The following is a 26,760-nucleotide window of genomic DNA, read 5'->3' on the forward strand; positions in this document are numbered from 1 at the left end:
TCATTGAAGTGGGTTTTTGATGAAAGCGATTAACCTTTGCGAGCAGGCAATTTTTCTTTAATGCGAGCTGCTTTACCGGTCAGGCCGCGCAAGTAGTACAGTTTGGCGCGACGTACGTCACCACGGCGTTTAACTTCGATTTTTTCTACGGTAGGAGAGTAAAGTTGGAAAGTGCGTTCTACACCTTCGCCGCTAGAGATTTTGCGAACGATGAAGTTGCTGTTCAGGCCACGGTTGCGGCGAGCGATAACAACACCTTCGTATGCTTGCAGACGGCTGCGAGAACCTTCAACTACGCGTACAGATACGACAACGGTGTCGCCTGGAGCGAATTCAGGGATTTCTTTGTTCAAGCGAGCGATTTCTTCTTGCTCTAATTGTTGAATCAAGTTCATTTGTTTTTCCTAAGTTATGATTGGATTTCCTGTTGCTCTTGCAAGATTTCTTTTAAGAGGCGGGATTCCTTTGGGATTAAACTGCGCTTTTCCAATAAATCAGGTCGGCGCTCTAAAGTGCGTCGCAGCGATTGTTTCAATCGCCACTCGGCAATCAAGCCATGATTTCCTGAGCGTAAGACCTCGGGAACCATCATGCCTTGGAATTCTACGGGTTTGGTGTAATGAGGACAGTCTAAAAGGCCGTCTGAAAACGAGTCTTGTTCGGCTGACTGTATATCGCCCAATACACCCGGGACCAATCTTAAGACGGCATCCATCAACATCATGGCGGGGAATTCACCGCCCGAGACGACAAAGTCGCCAATGCTGATTTCTTCGTCCACACTGCTTTGCAACAGTCTTTCATCTATGCCTTCATAGCGTCCGCATAGAAGAACAAGATGGGGCAGTTCGGCAAGTTCTGCAGCTTTTTTATGCGTCAGCGGCTGACCTTGCGGACTGAGATAAATTACTTTGGCAGGTTTTTGCGAGTTTGCTTTGGCTTCTTCGATTGCCGCTTGAAGCGGCGGCGCCATCATAATCATTCCCGGACCACCTCCGAAGGGGCGATCATCAATATAGCCAAGTTTATTGTCGGCAAATTTACGGGGATTGATGGCTTGGAACTGCCAAAGATTTTGTTTTCTTGCTCTGCCTGTAACGCCATATTCGACAATGCTGTCGAACATCTCTGGGAAAATGGTGATGGCTTGAATCAGCATCAGTAGTCCAAACCCCAGTCGGCGATAATGGTTTTGCTGTCGGTATCGACAGATTCGATATAGTTGGAGACAAAGGGAATCAGGATTTGTCCGTGTTCGCCTTTAATCATCAAAACATCATTTGCACCGGTTTCCATCAGGTTGCTGACTTTGCCGAGGACGATGTTTTCTTTGTTGATGACGGTCATGCCGACTAAATCTGCCCAGTAGTATTCATCTTCCTCAGTAGGGGCGAATGACTCTCTGGGGATTTCGATGGTATAGCCGCGCAAGGCAAATGCTTGGTCGCGATCGTCTATACCTTCAAATTTGACCTGAAGTTCGCCATTGACAATTTTACCTGCCTCAAGCATAACATCCAGGGTTTTGCCATCCTTGCACAACTGCCACTCGGGGTAGTCCAGCAGGCTGTCGGTATATTCGGTATTGGCGGCAATTTTAAGCCAGCCTTTAATGCCGAATACGCCTTTGATGTAGCCCATGGCTACCCGTTTTTGAGTGTCTGTCATGGTCGTTTCGGCTGATTAAGCAGCGATTTTTTGCTCTTTAATCAGTTTGGCAACTGCGTCGCTAACTTTCGCGCCTTGAGCAACCCAGTGGTTGATGCGGTCTGCGTCGAAACGTACGCGTTCTTGTTTTTCGTTGGCAACGGGGTTGTAGAAACCTACGCGCTCGATGAAGCGGCCGTCACGACGGTTGCGAGAGTCAGTTACGACTACGTTGTAGAAAGGGCGGTGTTTTGAGCCGCCGCGAGCCAAACGGATAACTACCATTTTGAGTCCTTTTGAAAAATGCGGATATATAGAAACCGCTAATTTTAGGATATTTCACACGGGTTATGCAAGTTTTTATTTGTTTTTGTTGCTGTTTTGCCATTCGTTCAAATCGAGGCTTGCTTGATACAGGCCGCGATCGGTCTCCGATGGGGTAAAGGTAAATCCTGATTTTTCAGCGAGTTTGAGCATCGGTGTGTTTTCTTTGAGGATTTCCGCATTCATGGTTTGGTAACCTTGCTGTGTGGCAGTTTGGATAATGAAGCTCATCATTTTGCCGGCCAAGCCGGTTTTGCGTACTTCAGGCGCTAAAGTAATGCCGAACTCGCACTCATTGCGATTGATGCGGCTGTAGCGGCTGACTGCGACGATACGGCCGTCTGAAGCGAAGGCTGCCCACGCGCATTCGGTATGGAAATCGGGACGGGTCAGCCGTGCGAGTGTGGGCAGCGGTAACTCGTTGGTATGGGTCATGAAGCGAGTATAGCGGTCGGCCGCGGGTAATTGGCGGACAAATTTTTGTTTGGCTTCGGCATCTTCAGGTTCTAGTGCGCGGATGTGCAGTGTGTTGCCGTCGGGCAGGGTAAAGGTATCGGTTTGGCTCGGATAGGGTGCGAGTACGTTTTGTATCTCGGGCGTTTCGGTTTTAGGGTGCAGCAGTTCGGAAGCGGCTTCGCCGGTGTTGCGTAGGAATTCGGCTGCGACCGGATTTTTTTGTTGGAGGTAGGCGGCGGCACTTTGCATTTTAGCGGCGGCCTGTTCTAAGGTTTGGACGGCTTTTTTGGGGATTTTGGTTGTCGGCGCGGCTGGTTTTTCCACAATTTCGGGAATGATGGTGCTGCTGTATTGGCTGCCGTTGTAGTTGAGGATGATGTCGCCGATATGCTGGTTGTTGTGGATAAGCGTGTTTAGGGAATACAGGAATTGATTGAGAACGGAAGTGTTGTCGAGTTCTGCAAATTGGCTTAAACGCTGGATATCGAGTGTGGTAAATGGAGGTAATGCGGCTTCGGTTTTGCCGTTGTAATGGGCGGAAAGGATGTTGCCGTAAATGGCATGGCGGCTGAACCGGAACTGGACGGCATTGTGTTTTTGGGTTTGGCACGGAGGCAGGTATAGGGCTTCCGCCATCAGTTCGGTTTGGCCGGAAGCAATGGCTTTATCGATATTTTTGCTTTTAGGTGTTTTCAGACGGCCTGTTTTGGCTGGCGCAGGGGTATTTTGCACCTGTTGCAAATAGGCGGTTTGATTGCGGAAATAAAGTGTCAGTAAGGCTTCTTCCGGCGTGTTAAACCGAGTCAGGCCGTCTGAAAAACGATAGCTGACGAGAATGGGCTTGCTGGTTTTTTGTGTCAAATTATCCAGAGTTTGATGAATGCTGTACGCATCCGGCGTATCTGGCGAAATAATGCCGAGCAGGGCTTGAGTATGCGGATTTTGTAATTGTTCGAGCGCCAGACGGTGGATGCGTGCAGGCGTGGGGTTGCTGCCGATGCAGCCTTGTCGGATGGATGGTACATCGGTTGGGAGGTCGAGGGTCAATTCACAGGCATTGGCGGTAGTGTGCAGCCATTCTATCGGCGTGTCGGACAGAATGGTGGGGTTGGTAATGACGGGAATGCCGGAAAGGTGGGCTTTTAGGGCTGCTTCCAGCTCGGCGGTATTGAATACCGGTTGGAAATTGCAATGGCGGCTGAGGCTGCGCAGGATGGCTTTGTCTGTGTCGTTGGTATGGTGTGTGGACAACAGGATAAGCGGGGTGTGACGTGTGAAGTGGCGGATGGCGCTGAACAGCTCGCGTTGGTTTTCGGTCGGATTGTAGTGGATGACGGCAACTTTGGTATGGCGGTTGTGGCCGAAGCGGTTGAGCCAGTCGGCGGATGTGGTGGGACTTAGGTTGTAGTTGAGGCTGATGTGGCGCGATATGCCTTGATGCATTGTGTTCAGCAGATGGTTGATGTTGCGGCTGACAGTGCTGTGGCCGGTCAGTAACGCGATATGGCCGGCGGGATAGTCGGTTTGGGTGCCGATGTTGAGGTTGAGCGAGGGGAGTTGGATGCCTGCGCTGTTGCATACGGTGATGTTCAATTCGTCGCCATGATGTTTTTGAATAATGGAACGGGTGTTTTTGCAGGATTCGGGTGGCAGGTTTTCCCAATCTTGAATCAGGATAATGTGGCGCAGGTCTTTTTTACGGCAGGCTTTGAACAGCGAGTCGTAATGGTCGGGCGGGATAACGGCAACAACCAAATCGGCTTGGCCCGGAATTTTGCTGAGGCTGGAGTAGGAGGGAATGCCTGCAACACTGCTGTGTCGAAGATTGACGGGGGTGATTTTGCCTTGATATGAGGAACCGAGCAGGTGGCTGAAAATGCGTTCACCAAGGCTGTGCGGACGTTCGCTGGCGCCGACGAGGATGATGTGTTCAGGCATGAAGAAGTAGCCGGTTTGGGCGGTTGCACTCATGATGGTTCCTTATTTGTGTTTTTGGCCGTCTGAAAAGTTTCAGACGGCCTTATTTTTAGACTTCTTTTTTGTCTCCGGCTTTCTTTTTGGGAAGGATAAAACGCATCCTCAGGCCGTTGGGTTTGACATTTTCAGCAATGATTTTACCGCAGTGCTGTTCCATAATGTGTTGCGTCAAGGCAAGCCCTAAACCTGTACCAGGCTTGTGTGCGCTGGAGTCGGCACGATAAAAGGCAGTGAAAATATGCGGAAGCTGCATTTCATCTACGCCTGGCCCATTGTCGGTAACATCGATAATCCAGTTTTTGCCGTCTTGTCCGATATGGGTTTGAATGGTGCTGCCTTCCGGACTGTAATTGATGGCATTACGGATAACGTTGTCAAAGGCGCGGTATAGATAGCCTTCGTTGGCACTGATTACGGCATTTTCAGGGATTTTAGGGTCAATGCTCAGGGTAACGCTTTGATTGTTTTGGTGGGCAATGCTTTGGTTGTCCTCAATCAAGTTGGTCAGGAAAGGAACGAGTTTGAGGTTTTCTTTTTCCAAAGGAATATTGGAAGTTTCCAGGCGTGAGAGGGTCAACAATTCGCCGACCAAAGTATCCATGCGCACCAGTTCGCCTTCGAGTCGCTTGAGATATTGCTCTTGTTTTTGCGGCTGAGATTGAATCAGGCCGACAATCGCCTGCATACGCGCCAGCGGCGAGCGCATTTCATGAGAAACATGGTGGAGCAGGTGGCGCTCTTTGGCAACAAGTTTTTCAAGTTTCTCGGCCATTTTGTCGAATTGAACGGCAAGGTGGGACAATTCGTCGTCACGGTCGTCAACTTGTTGGGAAATGCGGGTTTCAAGTTCGCCGTTGGCAACCCTGTCCATGCCGCCGCCAAGAATTTTGATGGGCTTGGTAATGTTGTTTGCAAGGATGTATGCCATCAACAGGCCGACGATGATGATGAAAGACAGAATAATAAATTCGTGCCAAATAGGAGAAAGCGGCAGGCCGGGAATGAAGAGCGGGCTAGGGAGGCGCTGGGCTTGATGATTGTCCCAGCCTTTAATGAAGAAGAGGTATTCTTCGCCGAAACGGTCGTATTCGATGTGTGCCAAATCGGATTCGGGGTTGTTGATGGCAAAGATGCGGGCGCGCTCAATGGAGAGGCTGTCGATGTTTCGGCCTAAAATATCTTTTTTATCATCGCCGGTAATCACATAGACGGCATTGGAAACTGGATTGTTTTTCCATTCGGAAAGAATTTCGCGCGCACCGCTGTCTCCGCGCGAGTTAAACGCGGAGACGATGCTGCTCATCAATGTGGTTTCGATGGTGCGGCGTTGGTTGAATTGGTTTTCGGCAAGGGTATTTTGTACCAGCCAAAATGAAAAACTCGCCACAAAGATTGCGCAGACGATGACTGCGCAAAATGTGGCGAAGATGCGTTGAAACAGTTTCATTGATCTGTTTAATCTTTAGTTTTTAACAAACAGGTAGCCTAAGCCGCGTACAGTTTGAATCAGGGAAGCATCGCCAAGTTTGTGGCGGATGCTGGAGATGTGTACGTCGATGCTGCGGTCAAATTTAGCCAGTTTGCGGTCGAGTGCTTCGATGGACAGGGTCTCTTTGCTGACAACTTGTCCGGCGTGGCGCATCAAAACTTCGAGCAGATTGAACTCGGTGCTGGTCAATTCAAGCGGAGTGTCTTTGATGCTGGCTTGGCGTTTGGCAGGGTAGAGGACAACGTCGCTGACAGAAATGCTGTTAGGCGCGTTGTTTTGTTCGTTGCTATGTTGCGCGCGGCGCAGGATGGCGTTGATACGCGCCAAGAGTTCGCGCGGTGTGCATGGTTTCGGTACGTAATCGTCCGCACCCATTTCTAAACCGATGATGCGGTCGATGTCGTCACCTTTTGCAGTCAGCATGATGATGGGTACTGTGCTTTGGGTGCGTACGTTTTTCAGTACGTCCAAACCGTTCATTTTAGGCATCATGGAGTCTAATACGACGACATCGTATTGTCCGGTCAGAATTTCTTGAACGCCGGCTTCGCCGTCAGGAACGCTGTGAACGTTGAGGCCTTCGGCAGTCAGGTATTCGGTCAGCAATTCGGTCAAGAGGGCATCGTCATCTACGAGTAATACGCGACTCATGGAATTTCCTTTTCGTGATTGTATGCGCCGTGGCACTAAATAGGCAGTGCGGCGATTAAAATAGAGTTGTGTTCAATCTTAACATGCAATCTGCTTTTGTTGATAGCGTAATTTTCTGTGCTTTTGCGCTTTTTTGCATAGAAACTTGTCGCTCTTTACATTTTCAGACGGCCTGTAAGGACAAACTGACAATTGAGTGAGTTTTGTTTAGGGTTTATCACATGATTTGGCAGTTTGGTGTTTCGGTGCGTTGATGAAATCTTTGCAATCGGACAAAAGTTTGGGCAGCAGGGGGGAGAATACCGGATGGCTGCGTATTTTGTCGGCGTAGAAATACATCATATAGGGGTAATAATATTGCACTGCCTGCATCCATTGCGCACCTTCTTCTTTCTTGCCTTGTCTGTATAGGTAGAGGCCGACTTGATAGGCGCTGGAGTAGGGGCGGTAGGTCAGGGCTTTGAGTGCGGCTTCTTCCGCCCATGGGCGGATGTAGGCATCGGTCGGGTCGGCACGTCTGCTCAAACTTAAATCGGCGTAATAGGCAAGCATGGGGCTTTCTTTGGAGAGCTGCTGCAAGCCGTCAATTTTGTTTTGAACTGTTTGCGGATCGTCGGTTTTCCCTACACGGCTATATTGGGTCAGATTTTGATATTCCCAGCTGAGGTTTGCCATGCCGATTAAAATCGATAAAGCAGCTATACCGCCTGTCCATTGTCTGATTCGGGTAGATAAAGGGCCGTCTGAAACATCTTTCGGATAAGAAGGTGTCAGCGACAGAATCAGGCTGAATACGGTAAGGAAGTAGATATACCAAAGCGGATATTCGAGCATGCTGTGGCAGAGGCTGACGGCGGCGGCAGTCAGCAAAAATAGGGAAGCCGGTGTTTGGTTGCGGCCTGATAGTCGCCATACGGCTGCAAGCAGGGTTAAGGTTGCCAGCAAGGTGCCGGCAATGCCCATTTCGGACAGCAACTGCATGACGATATTGTGCGAATGGGTAAACAGTACGCCGAGGATATTGTTGGGGAAATATTGTTGCTGGGCATTGATCAGAAAGGTTTGCTGGGCAAAGCTGTTCCAGCCGTGACCGAACCAAGGTGCGGATTGAAAGGCAATCCATGCCTTGCTCCATTCGATTTGGCGCATGGAGCCTTCAAAACCGCTGGTGCCTGCGCGTTCGACGGCGGTTTCGTATTTGATGTTGCCAAACAAATCCAACAGGCTGCCCATGCCGAATTGGAAAGCGGCGGCCAGGATGGCGGTCAGAAGGAAAATGCACAGTGCGCGTTTGTGTTGGAAACGGGTACGCCAAAACCATAACGGCGTAATCAGGAATAGGGCGGCAATGTAGCCTAAGATGGTGCGCGAGTTGACAAGGCCGAGGGTCGCAGTCAATGCCAATACAAACAGAAAACCTGCTGTATTGGACATTTTGCGCGCCGTCCATAAATAGGATGCCGCCAAAATGCCCCACATTAAATAATGTCCCAAATGATTGCGCTGGCCGAGTTGGCCGTTTACGGTACCGCTGCTTCGGGCAATGATGCCGTTCAACCACTCTACGTTAGACCAGCCTTTAAATTGCAGCCAGACGATGACGGCCTGTATGGTTGCACCTATCAATAAAGACCAAGCAAAGATGCTGACGACGCGTTCCTGTCCGTAAGCTGCTACCCAGCCCCGCACCGACCATGCGCCCAGTGCCAAAATAACAAAGGTCCAGGCGGTAATATCGCTCATGCCGGGGTAGGTGGAATACATGAGGCGCGCTTGGAGCGACCAAAATGCGGCCATGGCAAACAAGCCGATACTGAGTGCAGGAAGGCGGATATTCAGCAGACTTTTGTGTGCGCTAATCAAAGTCAGTACCAATGAGCCGCTCAGAGAGATGGCTTCCAAATAAAAGCTGGGCAGTGGACCGACTCGGTAGAGCGAGAGAAAAGGGACGGCGCAAATCCAAAGAAAACTGAGCCATAAAGGCCAAAAGGTTTTTACTGAAGATTCAGTCAGGCCGTCTGAAAGAGTGTGGTAGGTCATTTTGATGTGTGTTTTTGTTGTTTGATAAATGCAAGGCAGCCGAGGAAAAAGGCAATGCACAATAATACAGAAACGGCGGCGCAAATCCGGCTGGCGACGGCTGTGTCAGCCAGGCGCATACAGGCTTCGGCAAAGTAAATCAGAATCAGCATGGAGCTGTATTGATAAGTGTAGATGCGTTTTTTCAAAATGCCGGTCAACGGCAGGCACAGCGGCAGGGCTTTCAGTGCCAGCCATGAGCCGCCTTCGCGCAATGGCGCGATCCACAATTCCCATGACAAGGAAAGCAGAATCAGCAGGATAAGGCTTATGGAAGTTGCAAGATAAGGTAATGGGGAGCGTGTATTGTTCACAATATTGAGGGCGTAAAGCCGTACTGGAAAACTTAAAATTATACCGCTAAAAAGGCGGGGTAAGCCAAGAATATTGCTTAAAGATGCTGAAGAAAGGATTTATTGTTTTTTCTTCAAACGAATGAAACTTTATCTTGTTTTATAGTCTTATTAATATATATATTTAATAAAGATTGTGCTATTATTCTAAATACTTTATCTCAGGAGGATAGAAAACCATGAATCGCGTTGCTGATGTTATCCGTGATGATATTAAAGTAATGACAGCCTATCAGGTTGCTGATTTGCCGGAAGGTTTTATTAAGTTGGACGCCATGGAGTGTCCGCATCATCCTTTCGCCGGGTATGAATCTTTATTATCGGAATGGGCGGACTTGGCAAAGCAGGCGCCGATTCATTTGTATCCCCATGCTGCCAAGAGCGGTATTTATGAAGAATTGAGGGAGGTTTTCGGTATTCCCGATAAAGCGGAAATCGCATTGGGTAACGGCTCCGATGAGCTTATCCAATTTTTGACTATGCTGGTTGCCAAACCAAATGCGCGTGTATTGGGTATTGAGCCAAGTTTCGTTATGTATCGTCATAATGCCGCGCTTTATGGCATGGAATATGTCGGCGTTCCCTTAAATCCAGATTTTTCTTTAAATCTCCCTGCCGTTTTGACCGCTATCGAGCAACATCAGCCGTCATTAATTTTTATTGCCTATCCCAATAATCCTACCGGCGTGTGCTTTAAGCGAGAAGAAGTAGAGGCGGTCATTCGTGCGGATACCGGCATTGTGGTTGTCGATGAGGCATATGGTGCGTTTCATCATGACAGTTTCCTTCCGTGGGCGGGCGAAGTCGAAAACCTGGTCGTAATGCGCACCATCAGTAAAATCGGCTTTGCCGGCTTACGGATGGGGTATGCGGCGGCAAGCCCAAGCATTATGGGTGAACTGGCCAAAATCCTTCCGCCTTACAATATGAATCAATTAAGCTTGGCGGCGGCGAAATTCTCATTGAAGCATCATCCAATCATTCAGCAAAACATTGATACATTAAAAAACGAGCGTTCGCGCGTGATGAATGAATTGTTGAAATTAAACCGTTTGGAAGTTTTTCCGAGCGAAGCCAACTTTATTACCGTTCGCGTACCTGATGCGAACGAGCTGTTTGAAACATTGAAGCAAAACCGCATACTGATTAAAAAACTGCATGGCAGCCATCCGCTTTTGGATCAGTGTGTCCGCATAACCATAGGCTCGGCAGCGCAAAATGATGCCGTCTTGGCCGTTATTAGAAACCTTTACCCCAATCTTTGATTTCAAGGAAACTACCATTATGAACAAAGCTCAACTGCATTTGACCAATTTTCTGTTACTGGTTGAAGAAGCCGGCTCATTGACCAAACTCGCACGCGCATGCGGTTATGAAAACTCCGCCTCTTTGTCTCAGCTCAAACGCCGTTTGGAACAACAAGCAGGCGATGAGTCTGCACGCGGCATTCGTCCGAGCCTGGCTGCGAAGTTGGAATCCGGTATGCACAAACGCAAAGGCTGGCTGAACCGTGATCACAGCAAAGACCAAGAAAAAGCAGCAGTTGAAGCGGCGCGTTTGGAAAAACAAACTGTCGAAACAGCCGAAGCTGGTGTTTCAACTGAAGGCCGTTTTGTTACTGTTACCCGCAATACCTGCGAAACCCAAATTACCGTTAGCCTCAACCTTGACGGTACCGGCAAATACCGCTTGGATACCGGCGTTCCTTTCCTTGAACACATGCTTGCTCAAGTGGCGCGTCATGGTTTGATTGACTTGGATATTACCTGCAAAGGCGATTTGCACATTGACGACCATCACACGGTTGAAGACATCGGTATCGTATTGGGTCAGGCCTTGAAACAAGCACTTGGCAATAAAGCCGGCATTACCCGTTATGGTCATGCCTATGTTCCGTTGGATGAAGCGTTGAGCCGTGTAGTCATCGACCTTTCCGGCCGCCCTGGCTTGGTGTACAACATCGACTTTACCCGCGCCCTGATCGGCTGTTTTGATGTTGATTTGTTTGAAGAATTTTTCCACGGCCTTGTGAATCACAGCATGATGACCTTGCACATCGATAATTTTAGAGGTCGTAATGCACATCATCAAGCCGAGACTGTTTTCAAAGCCTTCGGCCGCGCATTGCGCATGGCGGTTGAATACGATCCGCGCATGATGGGTCAAACGCCTTCTACCAAAGGTACGCTGAGCGAAGAGTCTGTTCAGGAAGAAGCAGAAGCCGCATCTGAAGAATAAGGCATCGTGTGAATGAATAAAGGCCGTCTGAAACCGATCGGGATTTCAGACGGCCTTTATTATTTGTCTTGTATATCGACAATATTTTGTTTTAAACCATCTTTTGCTACAATCATTCTTATTATTATATTAATCATTAAATGTTTTCAGACGGCCTGAGGAGAAGCAATGAAAGTAGCGATTGTTGATTATGGAATGGGAAACCTGCACTCAGTATTGAAATCTGTTCAGGCGGCGCAGGTTTTGTCTAATCAAAATGCCGAGGTTTATCTGACTTCGCGGCCTGAAGAGGTGATGGCGGCGGATAAGGTTATCTTTCCAGGGCAGGGTGCCATGCCGGATTGCATGTCGGCGCTGGAGGCAAGCGGTTTGGGTGAGGCGGTTTCAGACGGCCTGAAAAACAAGCCGTTTTTTGGAATTTGCGTAGGTGCGCAATTATTGTTTGAACACAGTGAAGAAGGCGATACAGATGGTTTGGGTTGGTTTGAAGGTCAAGTAAAACGGTTTTTGCCCAATCAAACCGATGAGCAAGGAGGCCGTCTGAAAGTGCCGCATATGGGTTGGAATACAGTGCGCCAAACCCGTCCGCATCCTTTATTTCAAGACATTGGGCAAAACGAGTATTTCTATTTTGTTCACAGCTATTATTTTGCACCGAAAAATGAAGAGATTGTTTTAGGCGTTAGCGAATATCCGAATGAATTTGCCTGCATTGTCGGTAAGGACAATGTGTTTGCCACACAGTTCCACACGGAGAAAAGCCATCAGGCAGGATTGCTGCTGCTGCGTAATTTTTTAAATTGGCAGATTTGAGGCTTTTAACATAAATCTGCTAAAAATCGCTAATTTGTGTAAAATATACTGAAATTGAATAGAGGAGAAGAAAATGCTGTTGATACCTGCCATTGATTTGAAAGAAGGACGCTGTGTTCGCTTAAAACAAGGCTTGATGGAGCAGGCGACGGTGTTTTCCGATTCACCGGCAGAGATGGCTTTGCATTGGCGCAATCAAGGCGCACGCCGTTTGCATTTGGTTGATTTGAACGGCGCATTCGCAGGCGTTCCTCAAAATTTTCCGGCGATTAAAGAAATTTTGGCCGCCGTAGCCAAAGATATTCCGGTACAGCTTGGCGGCGGTATCCGTGATTTGGGCACCATCGAAAAGTATTTGGATTTGGGTCTGACCGATGTGATTATCGGTACGGCCGCGGTAAAAAATCCTGAATTTGTGCGCGAAGCATGTAAGGCCTTTCCGGGTCAGATTATCGTCGGCTTGGATGCCAAAGACGGTATGGTGGCGATAGACGGTTGGGCAACGGTAACGGAGCATCATGTCGTCGATTTGGCCAAGCGTTTTGAAGACGATGGCGTCAACAGCATTATTTATACCGATATCGGCCGCGACGGCATGATGAGCGGCGTGAATATCGAAGCTACCGTCAAATTGGCCCAATCCGTGAATATTCCGATTATCGCTTCCGGCGGTTTGACGAATTTGGATGATATCCGTGCATTGTGTGCCGTTGAAAACGAAGGCGTGAGCGGTGCAATTACCGGCCGTGCAATTTATGAGGGAAGCATTGATTTTGCACAGGCGCAAAAACTGGCCGATTCTTTGGCTTAAGTGTGTCAGATTATGCGGATAAGACCTTGCAGGCCATTAAAACGCAGCGGCTGACGCAGCACACAAAAATGCACTCAAAGGGATTGCCTGTATAGGTCATGGGTTTATATCTGTTTGAAATAATTATAAAAACAACCCAATCGATATTTTATTAAGGGATTAGTATGCTTGAAGCGTTTGTTTTGGGTTTTTGGATTATCTGGTCATCCGACCGCGAAGTGTATCCACTAAGTGAAAGTTTGTGGTTTACACTGATTGCAGTGATATTGCGGCAGCTGACGGCGTTTGATTTGCCGATTATCGATACCTATTGGATGATTTTCAACGGGATAATATGGGCATTTGCCGGTTTGATTTTTTCCATCGTCGGTCGCATCGACAGCAATTTCATTATTTCCTGCGTTTTGGCGATGATGGCGGGGATTGGTTATTTTCAGCTGTTGCAACATTTGCCGGATTGGTTGAGCAAATTTTTGGCCTGACGGTTTCAGACGGCCTGAGAACGGATAAGAGGTATTGAGTATGACATTGGCAAAACGAATTATTCCTTGTCTGGATGTAAAAGACGGTCGCGTGGTAAAAGGTGTCAACTTTTTGGGTTTACGCGATGCAGGCAATCCGGTTGACGTTGCCAAACGCTACAACGATGAAGGCGCGGATGAATTGACCTTTTTGGACATTACTGCCTCCAGCGACAATCGCGATACTATTTTGCACGTTATTGAGGCAGTCGCATCACAAGTTTTTATTCCATTGACGGTCGGCGGCGGTGTGCGTACGGTTGCCGATATCCGTCGCCTGCTTAATGCCGGTGCCGATAAGGCCAGCATCAATACGGCCGCTGTAACCAATCCTGATTTGGTAAATGAAGCGGCCGGTTTTTTTGGTTCACAAGCGATTGTCGTTGCCGTGGATGCCAAAGCGGTCAACCCTGAAAATACCCGTTGGGAAATCTTTACCCACGGCGGACGTAATCCGACCGGTTTGGATGCGGTGGAATGGGCTGTCGAAATGCAGCGGCGCGGTGCGGGCGAGATTTTGCTGACCAGTATGGATCGGGACGGCACCAAGCAAGGTTTTAACCTGCCTTTGACACGCGCGGTCAGTGAAGCGGTCGATATTCCGGTCATTGCTTCCGGTGGCGTCGGTTCGGTACAACACTTGGTGGACGGCATTAAAGACGGAAAGGCAGATGCGGTATTGGCCGCCAGTATTTTCCACTTTGGCGAAGCGAGTATCCGCGAAGCGAAACTGGCCATGCGTGAAGCAGGAATTGAAGTGCGTTTGTGATTGCTACCCAAAGGCCGTCTGAAAAATATGGGAGAAAAACGCGAATGTCGAATATAAACGAAACGCTGCTGAATGCCGTAAAATTTGATGAAAAAGGTTTGGTTTGCGCCATTGCCCAAGATTGGCAGACACACCGTGTGCTGATGGTCGCCTGGATGAACGCAGAAGCCCTGCAAAAAACCGTAGAAACCGGTTTTGCCCACTATTACAGCCGTTCCCGCCAAAAACAATGGATGAAGGGCGAAGAGTCGGGGCATACGCAAAAAGTACACGAATTGCGCCTGGATTGCGATGGCGACGCTGTGGTTATGTTGATTGAACAAAACGGCGGCATTGCCTGTCATACCGGGCGTGAAAGCTGCTTTTACAAAGTTTGGCAAGAGGGTGCATGGCAGACAGTGGATGCCGTGTTGAAAGACGAAGAAGCAATTTACGGATATAAACATCCTTAAGGCCGTCTGAAAGAAATAAGAGAAACCGACCATGACCGATACCATCCTTACCCAAATCCAAAACGTCATCGATTCGCGCAAAGGCGGCGATCCCGATGCTTCTTACGTTGCCCAACTGTTGCACAAAGGCGAAGACAAGATTCTGAAAAAAGTCATCGAGGAAGCGGGCGAAACCTTGATGGCTTCTAAAGATGGCGGCGGCGAACATTTGGTTTACGAAGTGGCGGATTTGTGGTTTCACACCATGGTTTTATTGGCGCATCACGGATTGCGCGCCGAAAATGTGGTCAACGAGCTTGCGCGCCGTCAAGGTTTGTCGGGATTGGTGGAAAAAGCTTCTCGCAAAGAATCTTGAATTTATATTACAATCCCGTATTTGACCTGTTTCAGAATCCGTCTCTTGGGGCAAAAACGATTTCACTTTGTTTGGCGAAACCCGTTGCACCCGTTTTCAGACGGCCATTGGAGCCATTATGGATAATTGTATTTTCTGCAAAATCGCCGCCAAAGATATTCCGGCACAAACCGTTTACGAAGACGATGAGATGCTTTGTTTCAAAGACATCCGTCCTGCCGCGCCGGTACATCTGCTGCTGATTCCGAAAGTACACTTCGATTCACTGGCACACGCCACTGCCGAACATCAAACCCTGTTGGGTAAAATGATGTTGAAAGTCCCTCAAATCGCCCAAGAGGCAGGTTTGACCGACGGTTTCAAAACCCTGATCAACACAGGCAAAGGCGGCGGACAAGAAGTCTTCCACCTGCATATCCATATCATGGGTACGCCCGCATAATTATTATCTCTTTTTAAATTAAACAAATTCAAGGACTTATCATGGGTAGCTTCTCTCTTTGGCACTGGATTATCGTACTGATTATCGTCGTTTTGGTATTCGGTACCAAAAAATTGCGCAACGTCGGCAAAGATCTCGGCGGCGCAGTGCATGACTTCAAACAAGGCCTGAACGAAGGTACAGACGGCAAAGATGCCAAAAAAGACGAAGTCATCGAACACAAAAAAGACGAAGACAAAGCATAATCCATGTTTGATTTCGGTTTGGGCGAATTGCTGCTGGTCGGCGTTGTTGCCCTGATAGTGCTTGGCCCCGAACGTCTGCCGCAAGCCGCGCGTACGGCTGGGCGTTTGGTCGGTAAATTGCAAGGATTCGTCAATAACGTCAAGCAGGAACTCAACACTCAGGCTGAGTTGGACGAATTGCGCAAGGTGAAGCAGGAATTTGAAACCGCCGCATCCGAGTTTCGCGACGGTATCAAAGACTTGGGCAACGATGCACAAAAAAATCTGAGCGATATTTCAGACGGCCTCAAGCCGTGGGAACGCCTGCCCGAACAGAAAACGCCTGCCGATTTTGGCGTGGACGAGTTCGGTAATCCTCTGCCTGATTTGGCTTCAAGCAGCACTGAAAATGAAAGTGCGGCCCAAGTTCCTGAAGAGGGTGGAGCAGCGCAAACTCAAGAGCCTGTCGGGGCTGAAAATGCCGAGTCCGAGCAAGACCGCGCTTGGCGTGAGTATTTGACCGCATCGGTTTCACCCACTCCGGCGGTCGAAGTCAGCTATGTCGAAGCCCCTGTCGCCGATGTTCCTTCGCTGCATACGACTTCTTTGCGTAAGCAGGCGATGAGCCGCAAACGCGATATGCGTCCGAAATTCCACGCCAAACCCAAACTGCGCGTCCGTAAGTAAAAAGTGAGTCAACCGGTGTCCGAACCTCAACACGAACAACCCGTCCAACCGCTTATCGAGCATCTTCTCGAGCTGCGCCGCCGCATGATGTGGATCGTCATCGGTATCGTCGTCTGCTTTTTGGGTATGATGCCGTTTGCCCAGCAGCTCTATACCTTTGTTGCCGAACCATTGATGGCCAATCTGCCTAAAGATACCAGCATGATTGCAACCGATGTGATCGCGCCGTTTTTTGTGCCGGTCAAGGTTACTCTGATGGCGGCATTTCTGCTGTCGTTGCCGCACACGCTGTATCAAGTTTGGGCGTTTGTCGCTCCTGCCTTATACCAAAACGAAAAACGCTTGATTACGCCGCTGGTGTTGTCCAGCGTGACGCTTTTCTTTGTCGGTATGGCGTTTGCCTATTTTTTGGTATTTCCCGTTATTTTCAAATTCTTGGCCGGGGTAACCCCTGTCGGCGTCAATATGGCGACCGATATCGACAAATACCTGTCCTTTATTTTGGGCATGTTTGTTGCATTCGGTACGACGTTTGAAGTTCCCGTCGTTGTGGTGTTACTTGCAAAAATGGGCATTGTTTCGACTGAACAGCTTAAGAATGCGCGTCCGTATGTGATTGTCGGTGCGTTTGTCGTGGCTGCAATCATCACGCCGCCTGACGTAATTTCTCAAACCCTGCTTGCTGTTCCGCTGATTCTGCTCTACGAAGCAGGCATTTGGTTCAGCCGCTTTATCAAAGCGAAAACGCAGCAGGAAGATGAAGATACACCGCAACCACCGGCAGAAGTTTAAGAATCAAGGCCGTCTGAAGAATTTTTCAGACGGCCTTTGTATCATCGCACTTCAGTTTTTAAGAAAAAGTATGATGGATGTTTGGGGAGTCGTAAAACATTACTGCCCAGATTCTTTTGATTCGGCTAAAATTTTTGACCGAGGATTTTGCCGAAATCGAAGCAGTAATGTGTAACAGTCCCTCATGCCTCAATGGGCTGGATTTTAATACCAAACTGCCGGAATTACGTTTGGGAAATGGGGTGATTTTTACCAAGGCATAAGCCGAAAATACTGATTTTAGGTAATTGAAAAAATATTCGTTTCTATTTTATCGAGAAGAATGATGTCAGGCCGTCTGAAAATTAACTACGTTTCAGACGGCCTTTTTATTGCCTTTGTTTTTTCTTTGCTATTCTTAGTTATCAAGCATCTTGCAAAAAGGGTTTTGAAAAAGAGAAATTTATATTTTGACTAAATCCATCCATATGAACCCATAGTGAAATGTGTTATCTTATCTAAGTGTGTTAAGAAACATTAATAAGTTTGTATTTTTCTTACAGAGAAAGGCTTCAAAATGGATGGATGGACTCAAACGCTGAGTGCCGGTACCTTGCTCGGTATCGCCGCGGCAGCGATTTTGCTAATCTTGATTTTGATTGTAAAACTGCGCGTTCATGCCTTGCTGACGTTGGTATTGGTCAGCCTGCTGACTGCCATCGTAACAGGTCTGCCTATGGGCAGCATTGTTAATGATGTATTGGTCAAAAACTTCGGCGGTACGCTCGGCAGCGTGGCGTTGCTGGTCGGTTTGGGCGCAATGCTCGGCCGTTTGGTGGAAACTTCCGGTGGCGCTCAGTCTTTGGCAGATGCGCTGATTCAGATTTTTGGTGAGAATCGTGCACCATTTGCTTTAGGCGTGGCTTCTTTGATTTTTGGTTTCCCGATTTTCTTTGATGCCGGCTTGGTGGTGATGTTGCCGATTGTGTTTGCAACGGCACGCCGTATGAAGCAGACCGTTCTGCCATACGCGATGGCGTCTATTGGCGCATTTTCGGTCATGCACGTCTTCCTGCCGCCTCATCCTGGCCCGATTGCTGCTTCTGAGTTCTATGGCGCAAATATTGGTCAACTGCTGATTTTGGGTTTGCCTGTTGCCTTGATTACTTGGTATTTCAGCGGCTATTTATTGGGTAAAGTTTTGGGTCGCAGCATTCATGTACCTGTTCCTGATCTGATCAGTGGTGGTACGCAAGATAATGACCAACCGAAAGCGCCTGCAAAAGCATCTACCGTTGTTGGTATTATGCTGATTCCTATGCTGTTGATTTTCTTAAATACCGGTTTGTCCACTTTAATCAGTGAGAAAGTTGTCAGTGCAGATGAAGGCTGGGTGCAATTTGGTCGCATGATCGGTTCGACACCGATTGCTTTGCTGATTTCTGTTTTGGTAGCCCTGTATGTATTGGGTGGCAAACGTGGCGAAAAAGCCAGCGCTTTGGAGAAAACCATTGATGGCGCATTGGGTCCGGTTTGCTCGGTCATTTTGATTACCGGTGCGGGCGGTATGTTCGGCGGAGTGTTGCGTGCTTCCGGTATCGGTAAGGCTTTGGCCGACAGTATGGCGGACTTGGGTATCCCTGTTTTGCTGGGTTGTTTCTTGGTGGCTTTGGCTTTGCGTATTGCGCAAGGTTCTGCGACCGTTGCATTGACTACCGCTGCCGCGTTGATGGCACCGGCCGTTGCGGCGGCAGGTTTCAGCGATTGGCAGATTACTTGCGTGGTATTGGCTACGGCGGCAGGTTCCGTTGGTTGCAGCCACTTTAACGACTCCGGTTTCTGGCTTGTCGGCCGTCTGTTGAATATGGATGTGCCGACGACCTTGAAGACATGGACGGTCAACCAAACACTTATCGCACTCATCGGTTTTGCTTTATCGTCAGTGTTGTTTGTTTTGGTTTAATCGGAAGAACGGGCGGATAGTGTTTTTGAGATAACACAATCCGCCCGTTTTTAAATACCGTTAAAATCTAGATAAACAAGGAGTAGAAAAATGACGACACATTTTGTCATGATGGGCGTGTGCGGTTGCGGTAAAACCACTGCCGCGCTGTCTTTGCAAAAACATCTCAACCAATGTCCGTATGCTGAAGGCGACGATTTTCATACCCAAGCCAACCGCGATAAAATGGGTGCAGGTATTCCGTTAACGGATGAAGACCGCTACCCATGGCTCGGCAATTTGCGTGACTGGATGACGGAGCAGGCAAAAAATGGGGAAACATATTCCATCGTTACTTGTTCCGCACTCAAACGCCAATACCGCGATATTCTGCGTGGTGCAGAAGGGAAGGTGGCTTTTATCCATTTGACTCCGCCTCAAGCAATCAATCTTGAGCGTATGCTGTCGCGTCAGGGGCATTATATGAAAGCCGGAATGCTGGATTCTCAGCTGGAGATTTTGGAAGAGCTGGGTGCTGATGAGTACGGTGTCAAAATTGACAATCCGGGTTCGCCTGAAGCCGTTGAGGCAGATATTGTGAACTGGGTGAAAGCGCAAGGCTTGATTTAGTAATGATCAGAAATGGAAAGGCCGTCTGAAATATTTCAGACGGCCTTTTCCTATGGGATTTAGAATGTTTTTTGCGAATCAAGCAATAAGGTAACCGGCCCGTCATTGCAAAGGGAGACCTGCATATGGGTTTGGAATCTGCCGGTTTCGACAGTCAATCCATGTTCGCGCAAAAGTTGCGCGGTGTATTGATAAAGCTTGTCTGCTTGTTCGGCAGGGGCAGCATTGGAGAAGGACGGACGGCGGCCGCTGCGCGCATCGGCGTAAAGGGTAAACTGAGAAACCAGTAATATCGAGCCACCGACATCTTTGAGCGATAAATTTAATTTGCCGTTTTCGTCTTCAAAGATACGTAGGTTGGCGGTTTTATCCGCAATGTATTTGGCGTCCGCTTCTGTATCGGTGTGGGTAACGCCGATCAATATCATAAATCCGTTGTTGATTTCGCCACAGGTTTCGCAGGAGTTTTCGGACAAAACGTCAACTTTAGCTTGGGTAACTTTTTGGATAACAGCGCGCATGATGTTTTTGAATAAAAGAAGTTTGTAAAAAAGGGCGTAAGATACGCCCTTGGGGTTTAAATATAGTTTCAGACGGCCTGAAACCATTGAATTAATTTACGGATTAATGTCGTTTTCTTTTAAGATACGTTCGATCTGATTCTCGACTTTTTGTCGTTTAACGGCTTGGGCAATCTGATTGCGTACCAGTTCGAAAGGTTCGGCATTGGGATCGCGTTCTACTGCACTGAGTTTAAACAGATAAAAACGGCTTTCCATCTGAATCGGCTCATGCGTTACATCGCCTCGGTTCATGTCAGCAAAAGCGGTAGCCAGTTGAGGAGAGAGCTGCTGCGGAGAGATGAAGCCGTCGAACTCTTGTTCGGGGTTGGGATAGCGTTTCATCAGCTCTTCAAATGACAAGCCTTTGAGCAGCAGTTCTTGCGCGGCGCGTACTTCGTCGGCTGAAGCAAAGCTGACTTGTTGCAGCTTGATAATGCGTGTTTGCTGGTCGTAGAAACGGCGCAACTCAGCATCGTCAACCGCGGTTTGGCGTTCTAGATAGGCAGCGTATTGGTTGGCATAAAACTCAGCTTCAACGTTTTTAAGCTGATTCTGCACTTCCGCATCTTTGTCCAAACCAGCCTTGATGGCTTCATTTTTCAAAATTTCCAAAGTCTGCAAACGTGTAACCACATCTTTGCGGATTGCCTGGCCATCGGGTTTGGCAGTCTGGTTGGGATGTTGATCGGCCTGTCTCAATACTTCGGCGACCATGCTGTCGATACGGGCGGGATCGATTTCAGGCGCTTTGGCGGTTGCTAAGCTCACGGTTGACAAGGCGAGGATAGCCAAAACGGCAGTTTTGGGCTTGATGTTCATGTGAGTTCCTTATTGCCCGCCGCTATCACGGCGGGCACCTTATATTATTTGTTGACTTTGATGCTGGCTTTTTTCAGTAATGATTGAATGGCCGCATCAACACGGGCTGCCTGTAAGTCGTTGCCAATCTCGTTTTTAGCGGCTTCGTAAGAAGGTACAGTAACGTTACGACGGTCATTGACATAGAAAACGGCGTACAAATTACCGTTTTGCAGTGGAGTTTTAGTGTGTGCACCTTTTTTCAGGTCTTTGACAGCAGCGTAAAGCGGAGGCGCTGATTCTTGCAAATCTTTAAGCGGAACATAAGCTTTAGGGATGCCGCCGGCTTTTTTGGCCGCTTCGTCAATTGAGTATTGGTTCAATATCGAAACAAAGCTTTTTTTCGCATCCAAATCGGCAATGGCTTTTTGGGCATTGCTGCTGCTGTCGGTCACGATTTCGCCCAGTTGGACTTCCTGAGTACCTTTATAGAAGTTGCTGAAGTCGTTGTAAGCGGCTTTGACATCTTTTTCTTGGACAGGATATTGACGGACGATATGCGCCGCGAAAGCTTGGCCTAACAAATCATTTTCGAAAACTGCCCATTCGGTTTTGAATGTGGCTTTTTTATCTGCACCTTGTTTGGCGGCATCGGCACGCGCTTGCTCCAATGCAGTTTTGAATTCAGCGCTTTGATCCAGTTTTAATTTTTTAGCTTCTTGGGTAACAACAGTGCTGATAACTTGGCGTTCAGTCAGCATTTGACGCAATTCAGGAGTGTCTTGAACGTTCGGGTTGCTGGCGCGTACGGAAGCGATTTGGTCATCGATAACGCTGCTGTCGATGGCTTGGCCGTTGACGGTCACCAAAGTTTGGGCAAACAGGGTGCCGGAAGTCAGAGCAAGCATCAAGGCTGAAGCAAAGTAGGTTTTTTTCATCGTATTTCTCTTTTAAATTAATGATTGGAAATCAAAGTTTGGGCAGTAATCTTAATGGAAGTATTCGTCCGGCGTGGCTGCTTTGATACTGAGTGCATGAATCAGGCCGTCTGAAAACAAGTCCTGTAAAAGCTGCTTAATCATACGTTGCCGCTGGAGGCGGCCAATGTTTTCAAATGCGTTGCTGACCACCACTATGGCGTAATGCCCGCCGCCTTTATTACCGGCATGGCCGGCGTGCAGGTGGCTTTCATCTTCAAAATCGAAGAACTCAGGCTCAAGCGCCTGCAGGCGTTCCTCGATAATTTGACGCATATTGCTCATTTGAATACGGCTTTAAAGGGTTTAATCAATACTTCTGCGTATACGCCGGCATCGACGTAAGGGTCTTGTTCAGCCCATTCTTGTGCAGCGTCCAAAGATTCAAATTGAGCCACTATCAGGCTGCCGGAAACGCGTTCCGGATTATCTGGTAGAGGATTGGGGCCGGCAGTCAGCAGACGGCCTTGCGCTTTCAATTCTTCTAAGCGTGCTAAATGGGCAGGGCGTGCTGCCATGCGTGCTTCGTGGACATCTTCGGCATCAGTAGCCAAAAGCATGAAATATTCCATTATTGATCCTCCTTAGGCTGAAAACGCATCAGATACATACCCTGTGCGATGGAAAAAATGATTGTGAAACCCAATGTGCCGAACAGTTTGTAATTGACCCATTGGTCTGGAAAATATGTAAAGACAAAGAGGTTGGCCGCACCCATAAAAATCAGGAAGCCAATCCATGCATAAGTCAGGTGCGTCCATACAAAATCAGGGAGCTGCATTTCTTTGCCCATGACGGCTTTAAGCCCGTTTTTACCGGCAAGGTGGCTGAACAGCATGACGATGGCACCGATCCAAAACAGAACGGTCGGTTTCCACATGATAAAGCGGTTGTCTTTCAGCAGAATCGTTGCGCCGCCAAAAAAGACAATCAAAATCAGGCTGACCCATTGCATGGTATCCAGTTTACGGTGTTTCCAAAAGGTCAGCGCAGCTTGGGCAATGCCGACTATAACCGCAACAGCTGTTGCGGCAATCATGTCTTTGGTGATGATATATGTGATGAAAAATAAGAATACGGCGAATAAGTCGCTCAAAATCTTCATATATTAATGATGAAACTAATTGAGTAAATGCTAATCATACAGGGAGATGTGTTTTTTTGCACCTTTCCCCATGACTTTAATACCACATATATTTATATAAAATATTTGTTTTGGGTTAGCGAAATTTGTAAAAAAGAAACACAAGCATGCAAAAGTAATAGATTTGCTAAGGAATTTTAGGCTGAATAGCCTCTATTGCTTGGCAGGAATAGGTTAAAAATATATCATGACGTAATATCTAGTAAATATATGGTTGAATGCGCGCACATTGGTTAGTACCATAATTTTCGAACAGGGGATCCGTTTTGAAAAAACATCACAATATTAAATTAATTACAGCTTCTATCGCTTTAATGACATCGCTCAGTGCCTCTGCGGGTTTGGGGGGCTTGAATGTTCAATCTCATTTGGGTGAGCCTTTTACAGGCAGTATCACTGTGACTGGTGAGGAAGCTCAGGCTCTGCTCAATGGCGGTAAGGCCACTATTTCAAATGGCAATTTGCGCGCGGCGGTACGCAAATCAGGCGATAAGGCAGTCGTTACTATCCGCTCTTCTCAAGCCATCAAAGATCCTGTTTTGGTTTTCCAAGTAGGTATCGGCGCGCAATCGCGTGAATACACCGCCATTATCGATCCGGCCGGATATGATTCTAAAGATGCTGCATCTGCTCGTACCCGTCCGGCCACTGAATCTCAATCCTCCGAGCCGACACGTAATGTCCAACAGCCTGCAACGAAAAATAATAAAGCAGCAGGTAATCAGGCCACTCAGGTGCGTAAGGATGTGCAGCGTAAGGCTGAGAAAAAACAAGTTCAGACGGCCTCTGCTAAAAACGACACTGCCTCACGTTTAGGCAGACAGCATTTGGTGCGTACGGGTGAAACCCTGATGGCCATTGCGTCGAGCATCCGTCCGCAAGGTATGACCTTGGATCAAACCATCCAGGCTTTGGTAAATGCCAACCCGGATGTGTTTATTGATAATAATGCCAACCGTATGTTGGCAGGTAAAGTACTGAATATTCCAAACCGTAGCGAATTGCAACGCTTGGCTGCTTCTGCTCCTGCTAAAACTAATACGGCAACAGAAAAAGCTAATGAAACCGCTAATACAACAGAGGCTAAAACAGAAAAACCTGTTGTTCAGCCTGATGCTCAAACTGAAGCTCAGGTTAAAGATGCTGGCGTAAATACACAGCAACAGGAAGAAGTAAAACAAGCTTCAGCTGAACAAACAGAACAAGCAGCATCTGCAGCGGTTAATGAAAAAGCCGCATCGACTGTTCCTGCGTCCGATATTCAAGAAGCTATGGCTTCCGATGCTCAAGAGAATATAGTGGCTTCTGAGCCTGTTGCAACCACTGATTCTGTCGCGGAGCAAACAGAAAGCGAATCAGATGGTAATTTATGGAAATGGTTATTGGCAGGCGGTGCAGCCCTTATTGCTGCTTGGTTGTTGTTGAAAGCTGCCGGTAAACGTAAAGATGAGCCGGAAGCAGCGCCTGTAAGCCGTAAGGATGAAGAAAAGGCTGTACAGAAAAATGTTGCTGCTTCAGCTGCTGCGGTTGCTACAACTAAAGTAACGCCGTCTGAAAAAATTCAAGACGGTCTGTTTATCGAAGACGATTTCGAAGATGATGTGGTCATCAATGAAGTAGAAGAATCTTCCACTATTAATGATGTTAAACTTGATTTGGGTAAGATTGACAATAGTCAGACAGGTATTCTTTCAGGTGCAGTAACGCATGATGCAGAGACAGAGCAACGTCGCTATGCTGATTGGGATAGTATCGAATCAACAGAAAGCGTGTACGAGCCTGAACCGGAAAATCCATATCAGCCGGTATCCGTTGTTATGCCTGAACGTAAAGAAGAGCAGGTAAATACATTTGATGAGTTTGATTTTGCGACAGAAACAAAAGTCTTCGAGTCAAGAAATGAAGAGCCACTCGAGTTTACGGTAGATACCCCTGAAGATTCAGACGGCCATGTGTTGCCATTCGATATCAAGCAAGATCAAGACTTGCAAATTCAAGAAACCAAAGAAGAAGTAGAGAAAGAAGAAGCTGCTTCTGAGTTTGTGATTGAAGAAGGTGCATTGGAATGGGGAGCTGAAGATGTTTCAGTGGCTGCCGATAAAAGCAATAGTGAAAGAGGCTTTGTTTCAGAATCAGTCGGTATGACTGCACCGCTTGAAGCCAAATATGATTTGGCTAAGATGTATATCGAAATCGGTGATCCTGAAGCGGCTCGAGAAACATTGCAAGCGCTGATTGAAGAGGCTGAAGGAGATATTCTGTATAAAGCCCAAAAACTGATGAAAGAGCTTGGCGTATAAGTACTAGTAAAATGAAGATGCCGTTTCAGACGGCATCTTTTTTATGGTAAATTAAGATGAAGGCCGTCTGAAATACATGAGAGGCGTGTGTTAATCACGCCTTTTTAATATTTGTTACTTAAGCGTAGGCAACAATATCAATTTACAAGAAGTATAAGAAATGACTGAAAAAGGAAATACAACAGGGCATCTCGTGCAGCGTTGGGCTTTGACCCTCTCTTATGACGGTAGCCGTTTTTATGGTTGGCAAAAACAGGCGGGAGATTTGCCGACTGTTCAGACGGCCTTAGAGCAGGCGTTGTCTTCAATAGCAAGGGAGCAAATTAATACTATTGTTGCGGGAAGGACGGATACGGGTGTGCATGCAACTGCTCAAGTGGTGCATTTTGATACGTCAGTAAGTCGTCCGGAGCAAGCATGGGTGCGTGGTGTCAATGCACATTTGCCTGATGGTGTTGCTGTGTTGGTTGCGCAAAAAGTTGTACCTCATTTCCATGCCCGATTTGATGCTTATGGCCGCCATTATCGCTATTTATTGGAATCTTCACCGGTTCGTTCTCCATTATTAGTTGGCAGAGTAGGGTGGACGCATTTGAAATTAGATTTAAATCTGATGAGGCAGGCTGCTGCCTTGTTGGAGGGGGAACATGACTTTTCCAGCTTTCGAGCGGCCGAATGTCAGGCGAAGTCCCCTATAAAGACACTATATAGTACAAAGATTAGTGGAACTTCTCGCTATCTGTGCCTTGATTTGCATGGAAATGCATTCTTGCATCATATGGTACGCAATATTATGGGGGCATTGGTGTACGTAGGTAGTGGCAGAATCAGTGTAGATGAGTTTGAGTCGGTCTTTCATGCAAAAAGCAGATTGAAGGCTCCGCCAACTTTTATGTCTGATGGTCTATATTTAACAGGTGTTGACTATCCTGATGAGTTTGGGGTGACACAACTATCTTTGCCCGAGTGGATGAGCGTTCTAGGTAATGATTTTCAGACGGCCTGACTGCGGATTGTTGGTATAAAAGCAACAAAATAGCGTAATTGATGTGTAAACTGATAAAGTGTTGTAAAAATGCAAATTTGGGTTTTGAAGAAATTTATCATTGATTTTAAATAATAAATTTCCATTATTTGGGTTGTCTCTACCTTTATTTGGTTTCTACGGTAGTGGGGGGGAATTGAATAAAGTTTGTTTTTTTAGAAAGGAACAATTATAGTGACAGTCATGGAATCGCTGATTCCAGCGATAAAGTAAGCCTAAGCGGATTGTCCGGTCTGCTTAAGTTATTTCTTCACAATAGAAAAGGAATACAGCAATGAAAAAATCCCTGATTGCCCTGACTC

The 26,760-nt window shown here is 47.5% G+C and carries 31 protein-coding genes; 16 read left to right on the forward strand and 15 right to left on the reverse strand.

Annotation, left to right across the window (positions count from 1 at the left end; all coding sequences use genetic code 11):
• Nucleotides 1-29: 29 nt before the first annotated feature.
• The 9 genes from rplS to HMPREF3139_RS02225 all read right to left on the reverse strand — a co-directional run bounded on the left by rplS (nucleotide 30) and on the right by HMPREF3139_RS02225 (nucleotide 8,937).
• Nucleotides 30-395 carry a 50S ribosomal protein L19 gene (rplS, locus tag HMPREF3139_RS02185; RefSeq protein ID WP_003679470.1) on the reverse strand — a complete coding sequence of 122 codons (366 nt, stop codon included), beginning with the start codon at nucleotides 393-395 and terminating at the stop codon, nucleotides 30-32.
• 14 nt (nucleotides 396-409) lie between these two features.
• Entirely contained in the window at nucleotides 410-1,159 is a 750-nt protein-coding gene (gene trmD, locus HMPREF3139_RS02190; protein WP_070460173.1) for a tRNA (guanosine(37)-N1)-methyltransferase TrmD, read from the reverse strand.
• Nucleotides 1,159-1,668, reverse strand: coding sequence for a ribosome maturation factor RimM (gene rimM, locus HMPREF3139_RS02195; RefSeq protein WP_070460175.1), 510 nt, complete (start codon nucleotides 1,666-1,668; stop codon nucleotides 1,159-1,161). The genes trmD and rimM overlap by 1 nt, the downstream gene beginning before the upstream one ends.
• A 15-nt stretch (nucleotides 1,669-1,683) precedes the next feature.
• Nucleotides 1,684-1,932 (reverse strand): 30S ribosomal protein S16, encoded by a 249-nt coding sequence (rpsP, locus tag HMPREF3139_RS02200; RefSeq protein ID WP_003679465.1) that lies wholly within the window; start codon nucleotides 1,930-1,932, stop codon nucleotides 1,684-1,686.
• Nucleotides 1,933-2,007: 75 nt separating this feature from the next.
• On the reverse strand, nucleotides 2,008-4,398 hold the full coding sequence (locus HMPREF3139_RS02205; protein ID WP_070460177.1) for a bifunctional acetate--CoA ligase family protein/GNAT family N-acetyltransferase: 2,391 nt from the start codon (nucleotides 4,396-4,398) through the stop codon (nucleotides 2,008-2,010).
• A gap of 55 nt (nucleotides 4,399-4,453) precedes the next feature.
• Complete coding sequence (locus HMPREF3139_RS02210; RefSeq protein WP_070460179.1) at nucleotides 4,454-5,851, reverse strand: HAMP domain-containing sensor histidine kinase; 1,398 nt, start codon at nucleotides 5,849-5,851, stop codon at nucleotides 4,454-4,456.
• Between the two features lie 15 nt (nucleotides 5,852-5,866).
• Complete coding sequence (gene misR / locus HMPREF3139_RS02215) at nucleotides 5,867-6,544, reverse strand: two-component system response regulator MisR (RefSeq protein ID WP_003748666.1); 678 nt, start codon at nucleotides 6,542-6,544, stop codon at nucleotides 5,867-5,869.
• A gap of 207 nt (nucleotides 6,545-6,751) precedes the next feature.
• Nucleotides 6,752-8,584 carry a PglL family O-oligosaccharyltransferase gene (locus HMPREF3139_RS02220; protein ID WP_070460181.1) on the reverse strand — a complete coding sequence of 611 codons (1,833 nt, stop codon included), beginning with the start codon at nucleotides 8,582-8,584 and terminating at the stop codon, nucleotides 6,752-6,754.
• Entirely contained in the window at nucleotides 8,581-8,937 is a 357-nt protein-coding gene (locus HMPREF3139_RS02225; RefSeq protein WP_049336736.1) for a DUF2069 domain-containing protein, read from the reverse strand. Before HMPREF3139_RS02225 ends, HMPREF3139_RS02220 begins: the two co-directional genes overlap by 4 nt.
• Before the next feature lie 218 nt (nucleotides 8,938-9,155).
• Here HMPREF3139_RS02225 and hisC point away from each other — a divergent pair, with 218 nt between their 5' ends.
• The 14 genes from hisC (at nucleotide 9,156) to HMPREF3139_RS02295 (ending at nucleotide 19,631) form a co-directional block, all read left to right on the forward strand.
• Nucleotides 9,156-10,241: a histidinol-phosphate transaminase gene (hisC, locus tag HMPREF3139_RS02230; RefSeq protein WP_070460183.1), complete on the forward strand. Its 1,086-nt coding sequence runs from the start codon at nucleotides 9,156-9,158 to the stop codon at nucleotides 10,239-10,241.
• 19 nt (nucleotides 10,242-10,260) lie between these two features.
• Nucleotides 10,261-11,214 (forward strand): imidazoleglycerol-phosphate dehydratase HisB, encoded by a 954-nt coding sequence (gene hisB, locus HMPREF3139_RS02235; protein ID WP_070460185.1) that lies wholly within the window; start codon nucleotides 10,261-10,263, stop codon nucleotides 11,212-11,214.
• A gap of 168 nt (nucleotides 11,215-11,382) precedes the next feature.
• Nucleotides 11,383-12,027, forward strand: a complete 645-nt coding sequence (hisH, locus tag HMPREF3139_RS02240; RefSeq protein ID WP_070460187.1) for an imidazole glycerol phosphate synthase subunit HisH — start codon at nucleotides 11,383-11,385, stop codon at nucleotides 12,025-12,027.
• Between the two features lie 73 nt (nucleotides 12,028-12,100).
• On the forward strand, nucleotides 12,101-12,838 hold the full coding sequence (hisA, locus tag HMPREF3139_RS02245) for a 1-(5-phosphoribosyl)-5-[(5-phosphoribosylamino)methylideneamino]imidazole-4-carboxamide isomerase (RefSeq protein WP_070460189.1): 738 nt from the start codon (nucleotides 12,101-12,103) through the stop codon (nucleotides 12,836-12,838).
• A 164-nt stretch (nucleotides 12,839-13,002) separates the two neighbouring features.
• Nucleotides 13,003-13,320: a multidrug transporter MatE gene (locus HMPREF3139_RS02250; RefSeq protein ID WP_070460191.1), complete on the forward strand. Its 318-nt coding sequence runs from the start codon at nucleotides 13,003-13,005 to the stop codon at nucleotides 13,318-13,320.
• A gap of 40 nt (nucleotides 13,321-13,360) precedes the next feature.
• A complete protein-coding gene (hisF, locus tag HMPREF3139_RS02255; protein ID WP_070460193.1) occupies nucleotides 13,361-14,128 on the forward strand; it encodes an imidazole glycerol phosphate synthase subunit HisF in 768 nt (255 codons plus the stop codon).
• Nucleotides 14,129-14,181: 53 nt separating this feature from the next.
• Entirely contained in the window at nucleotides 14,182-14,580 is a 399-nt protein-coding gene (gene hisI, locus HMPREF3139_RS02260) for a phosphoribosyl-AMP cyclohydrolase (RefSeq protein ID WP_107792367.1), read from the forward strand.
• 31 nt (nucleotides 14,581-14,611) lie between these two features.
• Nucleotides 14,612-14,935 carry a phosphoribosyl-ATP diphosphatase gene (locus HMPREF3139_RS02265; RefSeq protein WP_070460197.1) on the forward strand — a complete coding sequence of 108 codons (324 nt, stop codon included), beginning with the start codon at nucleotides 14,612-14,614 and terminating at the stop codon, nucleotides 14,933-14,935.
• A gap of 118 nt (nucleotides 14,936-15,053) precedes the next feature.
• On the forward strand, nucleotides 15,054-15,377 hold the full coding sequence (locus HMPREF3139_RS02270; RefSeq protein ID WP_003748648.1) for a histidine triad nucleotide-binding protein: 324 nt from the start codon (nucleotides 15,054-15,056) through the stop codon (nucleotides 15,375-15,377).
• Between the two features lie 41 nt (nucleotides 15,378-15,418).
• Nucleotides 15,419-15,622 carry a Sec-independent protein translocase subunit TatA gene (gene tatA, locus HMPREF3139_RS02275; protein ID WP_003679438.1) on the forward strand — a complete coding sequence of 68 codons (204 nt, stop codon included), beginning with the start codon at nucleotides 15,419-15,421 and terminating at the stop codon, nucleotides 15,620-15,622.
• A 3-nt stretch (nucleotides 15,623-15,625) separates the two neighbouring features.
• The gene (tatB, locus tag HMPREF3139_RS02280) at nucleotides 15,626-16,288 is read left to right on the forward strand and encodes a Sec-independent protein translocase protein TatB (RefSeq protein ID WP_070460199.1); all 663 of its coding nucleotides are present in this window, start codon (nucleotides 15,626-15,628) and stop codon (nucleotides 16,286-16,288) included.
• Between the two features lie 15 nt (nucleotides 16,289-16,303).
• Nucleotides 16,304-17,080 carry a twin-arginine translocase subunit TatC gene (gene tatC, locus HMPREF3139_RS02285; protein ID WP_070460201.1) on the forward strand — a complete coding sequence of 259 codons (777 nt, stop codon included), beginning with the start codon at nucleotides 16,304-16,306 and terminating at the stop codon, nucleotides 17,078-17,080.
• A 556-nt stretch (nucleotides 17,081-17,636) separates the two neighbouring features.
• Nucleotides 17,637-19,022, forward strand: coding sequence for a GntP family permease (locus HMPREF3139_RS02290; protein WP_070460203.1), 1,386 nt, complete (start codon nucleotides 17,637-17,639; stop codon nucleotides 19,020-19,022).
• Between the two features lie 90 nt (nucleotides 19,023-19,112).
• Complete coding sequence (locus HMPREF3139_RS02295; RefSeq protein WP_070460206.1) at nucleotides 19,113-19,631, forward strand: gluconokinase, GntK/IdnK-type; 519 nt, start codon at nucleotides 19,113-19,115, stop codon at nucleotides 19,629-19,631.
• A gap of 59 nt (nucleotides 19,632-19,690) precedes the next feature.
• Here HMPREF3139_RS02295 and dtd read toward each other — a convergent pair whose 3' ends face one another.
• From dtd to HMPREF3139_RS02325, 6 genes are all read right to left on the reverse strand, one after another.
• Entirely contained in the window at nucleotides 19,691-20,152 is a 462-nt protein-coding gene (gene dtd / locus HMPREF3139_RS02300) for a D-aminoacyl-tRNA deacylase (protein WP_070460225.1), read from the reverse strand.
• 96 nt (nucleotides 20,153-20,248) lie between these two features.
• Nucleotides 20,249-21,013 (reverse strand): peptidyl-prolyl cis-trans isomerase, encoded by a 765-nt coding sequence (locus HMPREF3139_RS02305; protein WP_070460208.1) that lies wholly within the window; start codon nucleotides 21,011-21,013, stop codon nucleotides 20,249-20,251.
• Between the two features lie 44 nt (nucleotides 21,014-21,057).
• On the reverse strand, nucleotides 21,058-21,930 hold the full coding sequence (locus tag HMPREF3139_RS02310) for a peptidylprolyl isomerase (protein WP_070460209.1): 873 nt from the start codon (nucleotides 21,928-21,930) through the stop codon (nucleotides 21,058-21,060).
• A gap of 51 nt (nucleotides 21,931-21,981) precedes the next feature.
• Nucleotides 21,982-22,254 (reverse strand): BolA family protein, encoded by a 273-nt coding sequence (locus HMPREF3139_RS02315; RefSeq protein ID WP_070460214.1) that lies wholly within the window; start codon nucleotides 22,252-22,254, stop codon nucleotides 21,982-21,984.
• Entirely contained in the window at nucleotides 22,251-22,541 is a 291-nt protein-coding gene (locus HMPREF3139_RS02320; RefSeq protein WP_004519663.1) for a YciI family protein, read from the reverse strand. The genes HMPREF3139_RS02315 and HMPREF3139_RS02320 overlap by 4 nt, the downstream gene beginning before the upstream one ends.
• The gene (locus HMPREF3139_RS02325) at nucleotides 22,541-23,074 is read right to left on the reverse strand and encodes a septation protein A (protein ID WP_070460216.1); all 534 of its coding nucleotides are present in this window, start codon (nucleotides 23,072-23,074) and stop codon (nucleotides 22,541-22,543) included. Before HMPREF3139_RS02325 ends, HMPREF3139_RS02320 begins: the two co-directional genes overlap by 1 nt.
• 353 nt (nucleotides 23,075-23,427) lie before the next feature.
• Between HMPREF3139_RS02325 and HMPREF3139_RS02330 the strand changes: the two genes are divergently transcribed.
• The gene (locus HMPREF3139_RS02330) at nucleotides 23,428-25,413 is read left to right on the forward strand and encodes a motility hub landmark protein FimV (protein WP_083290025.1); all 1,986 of its coding nucleotides are present in this window, start codon (nucleotides 23,428-23,430) and stop codon (nucleotides 25,411-25,413) included.
• Nucleotides 25,414-25,573: 160 nt separating this feature from the next.
• Nucleotides 25,574-26,419 carry a tRNA pseudouridine(38-40) synthase TruA gene (gene truA / locus HMPREF3139_RS02335; protein WP_070460219.1) on the forward strand — a complete coding sequence of 282 codons (846 nt, stop codon included), beginning with the start codon at nucleotides 25,574-25,576 and terminating at the stop codon, nucleotides 26,417-26,419.
• Nucleotides 26,420-26,760 lie beyond the last annotated feature (341 nt).

It is taken from the genome of Neisseria sp. HMSC15G01 (assembly GCF_001808255.1).
Classification (GTDB): domain Bacteria; phylum Pseudomonadota; class Gammaproteobacteria; order Burkholderiales; family Neisseriaceae; genus Neisseria; species Neisseria subflava_A.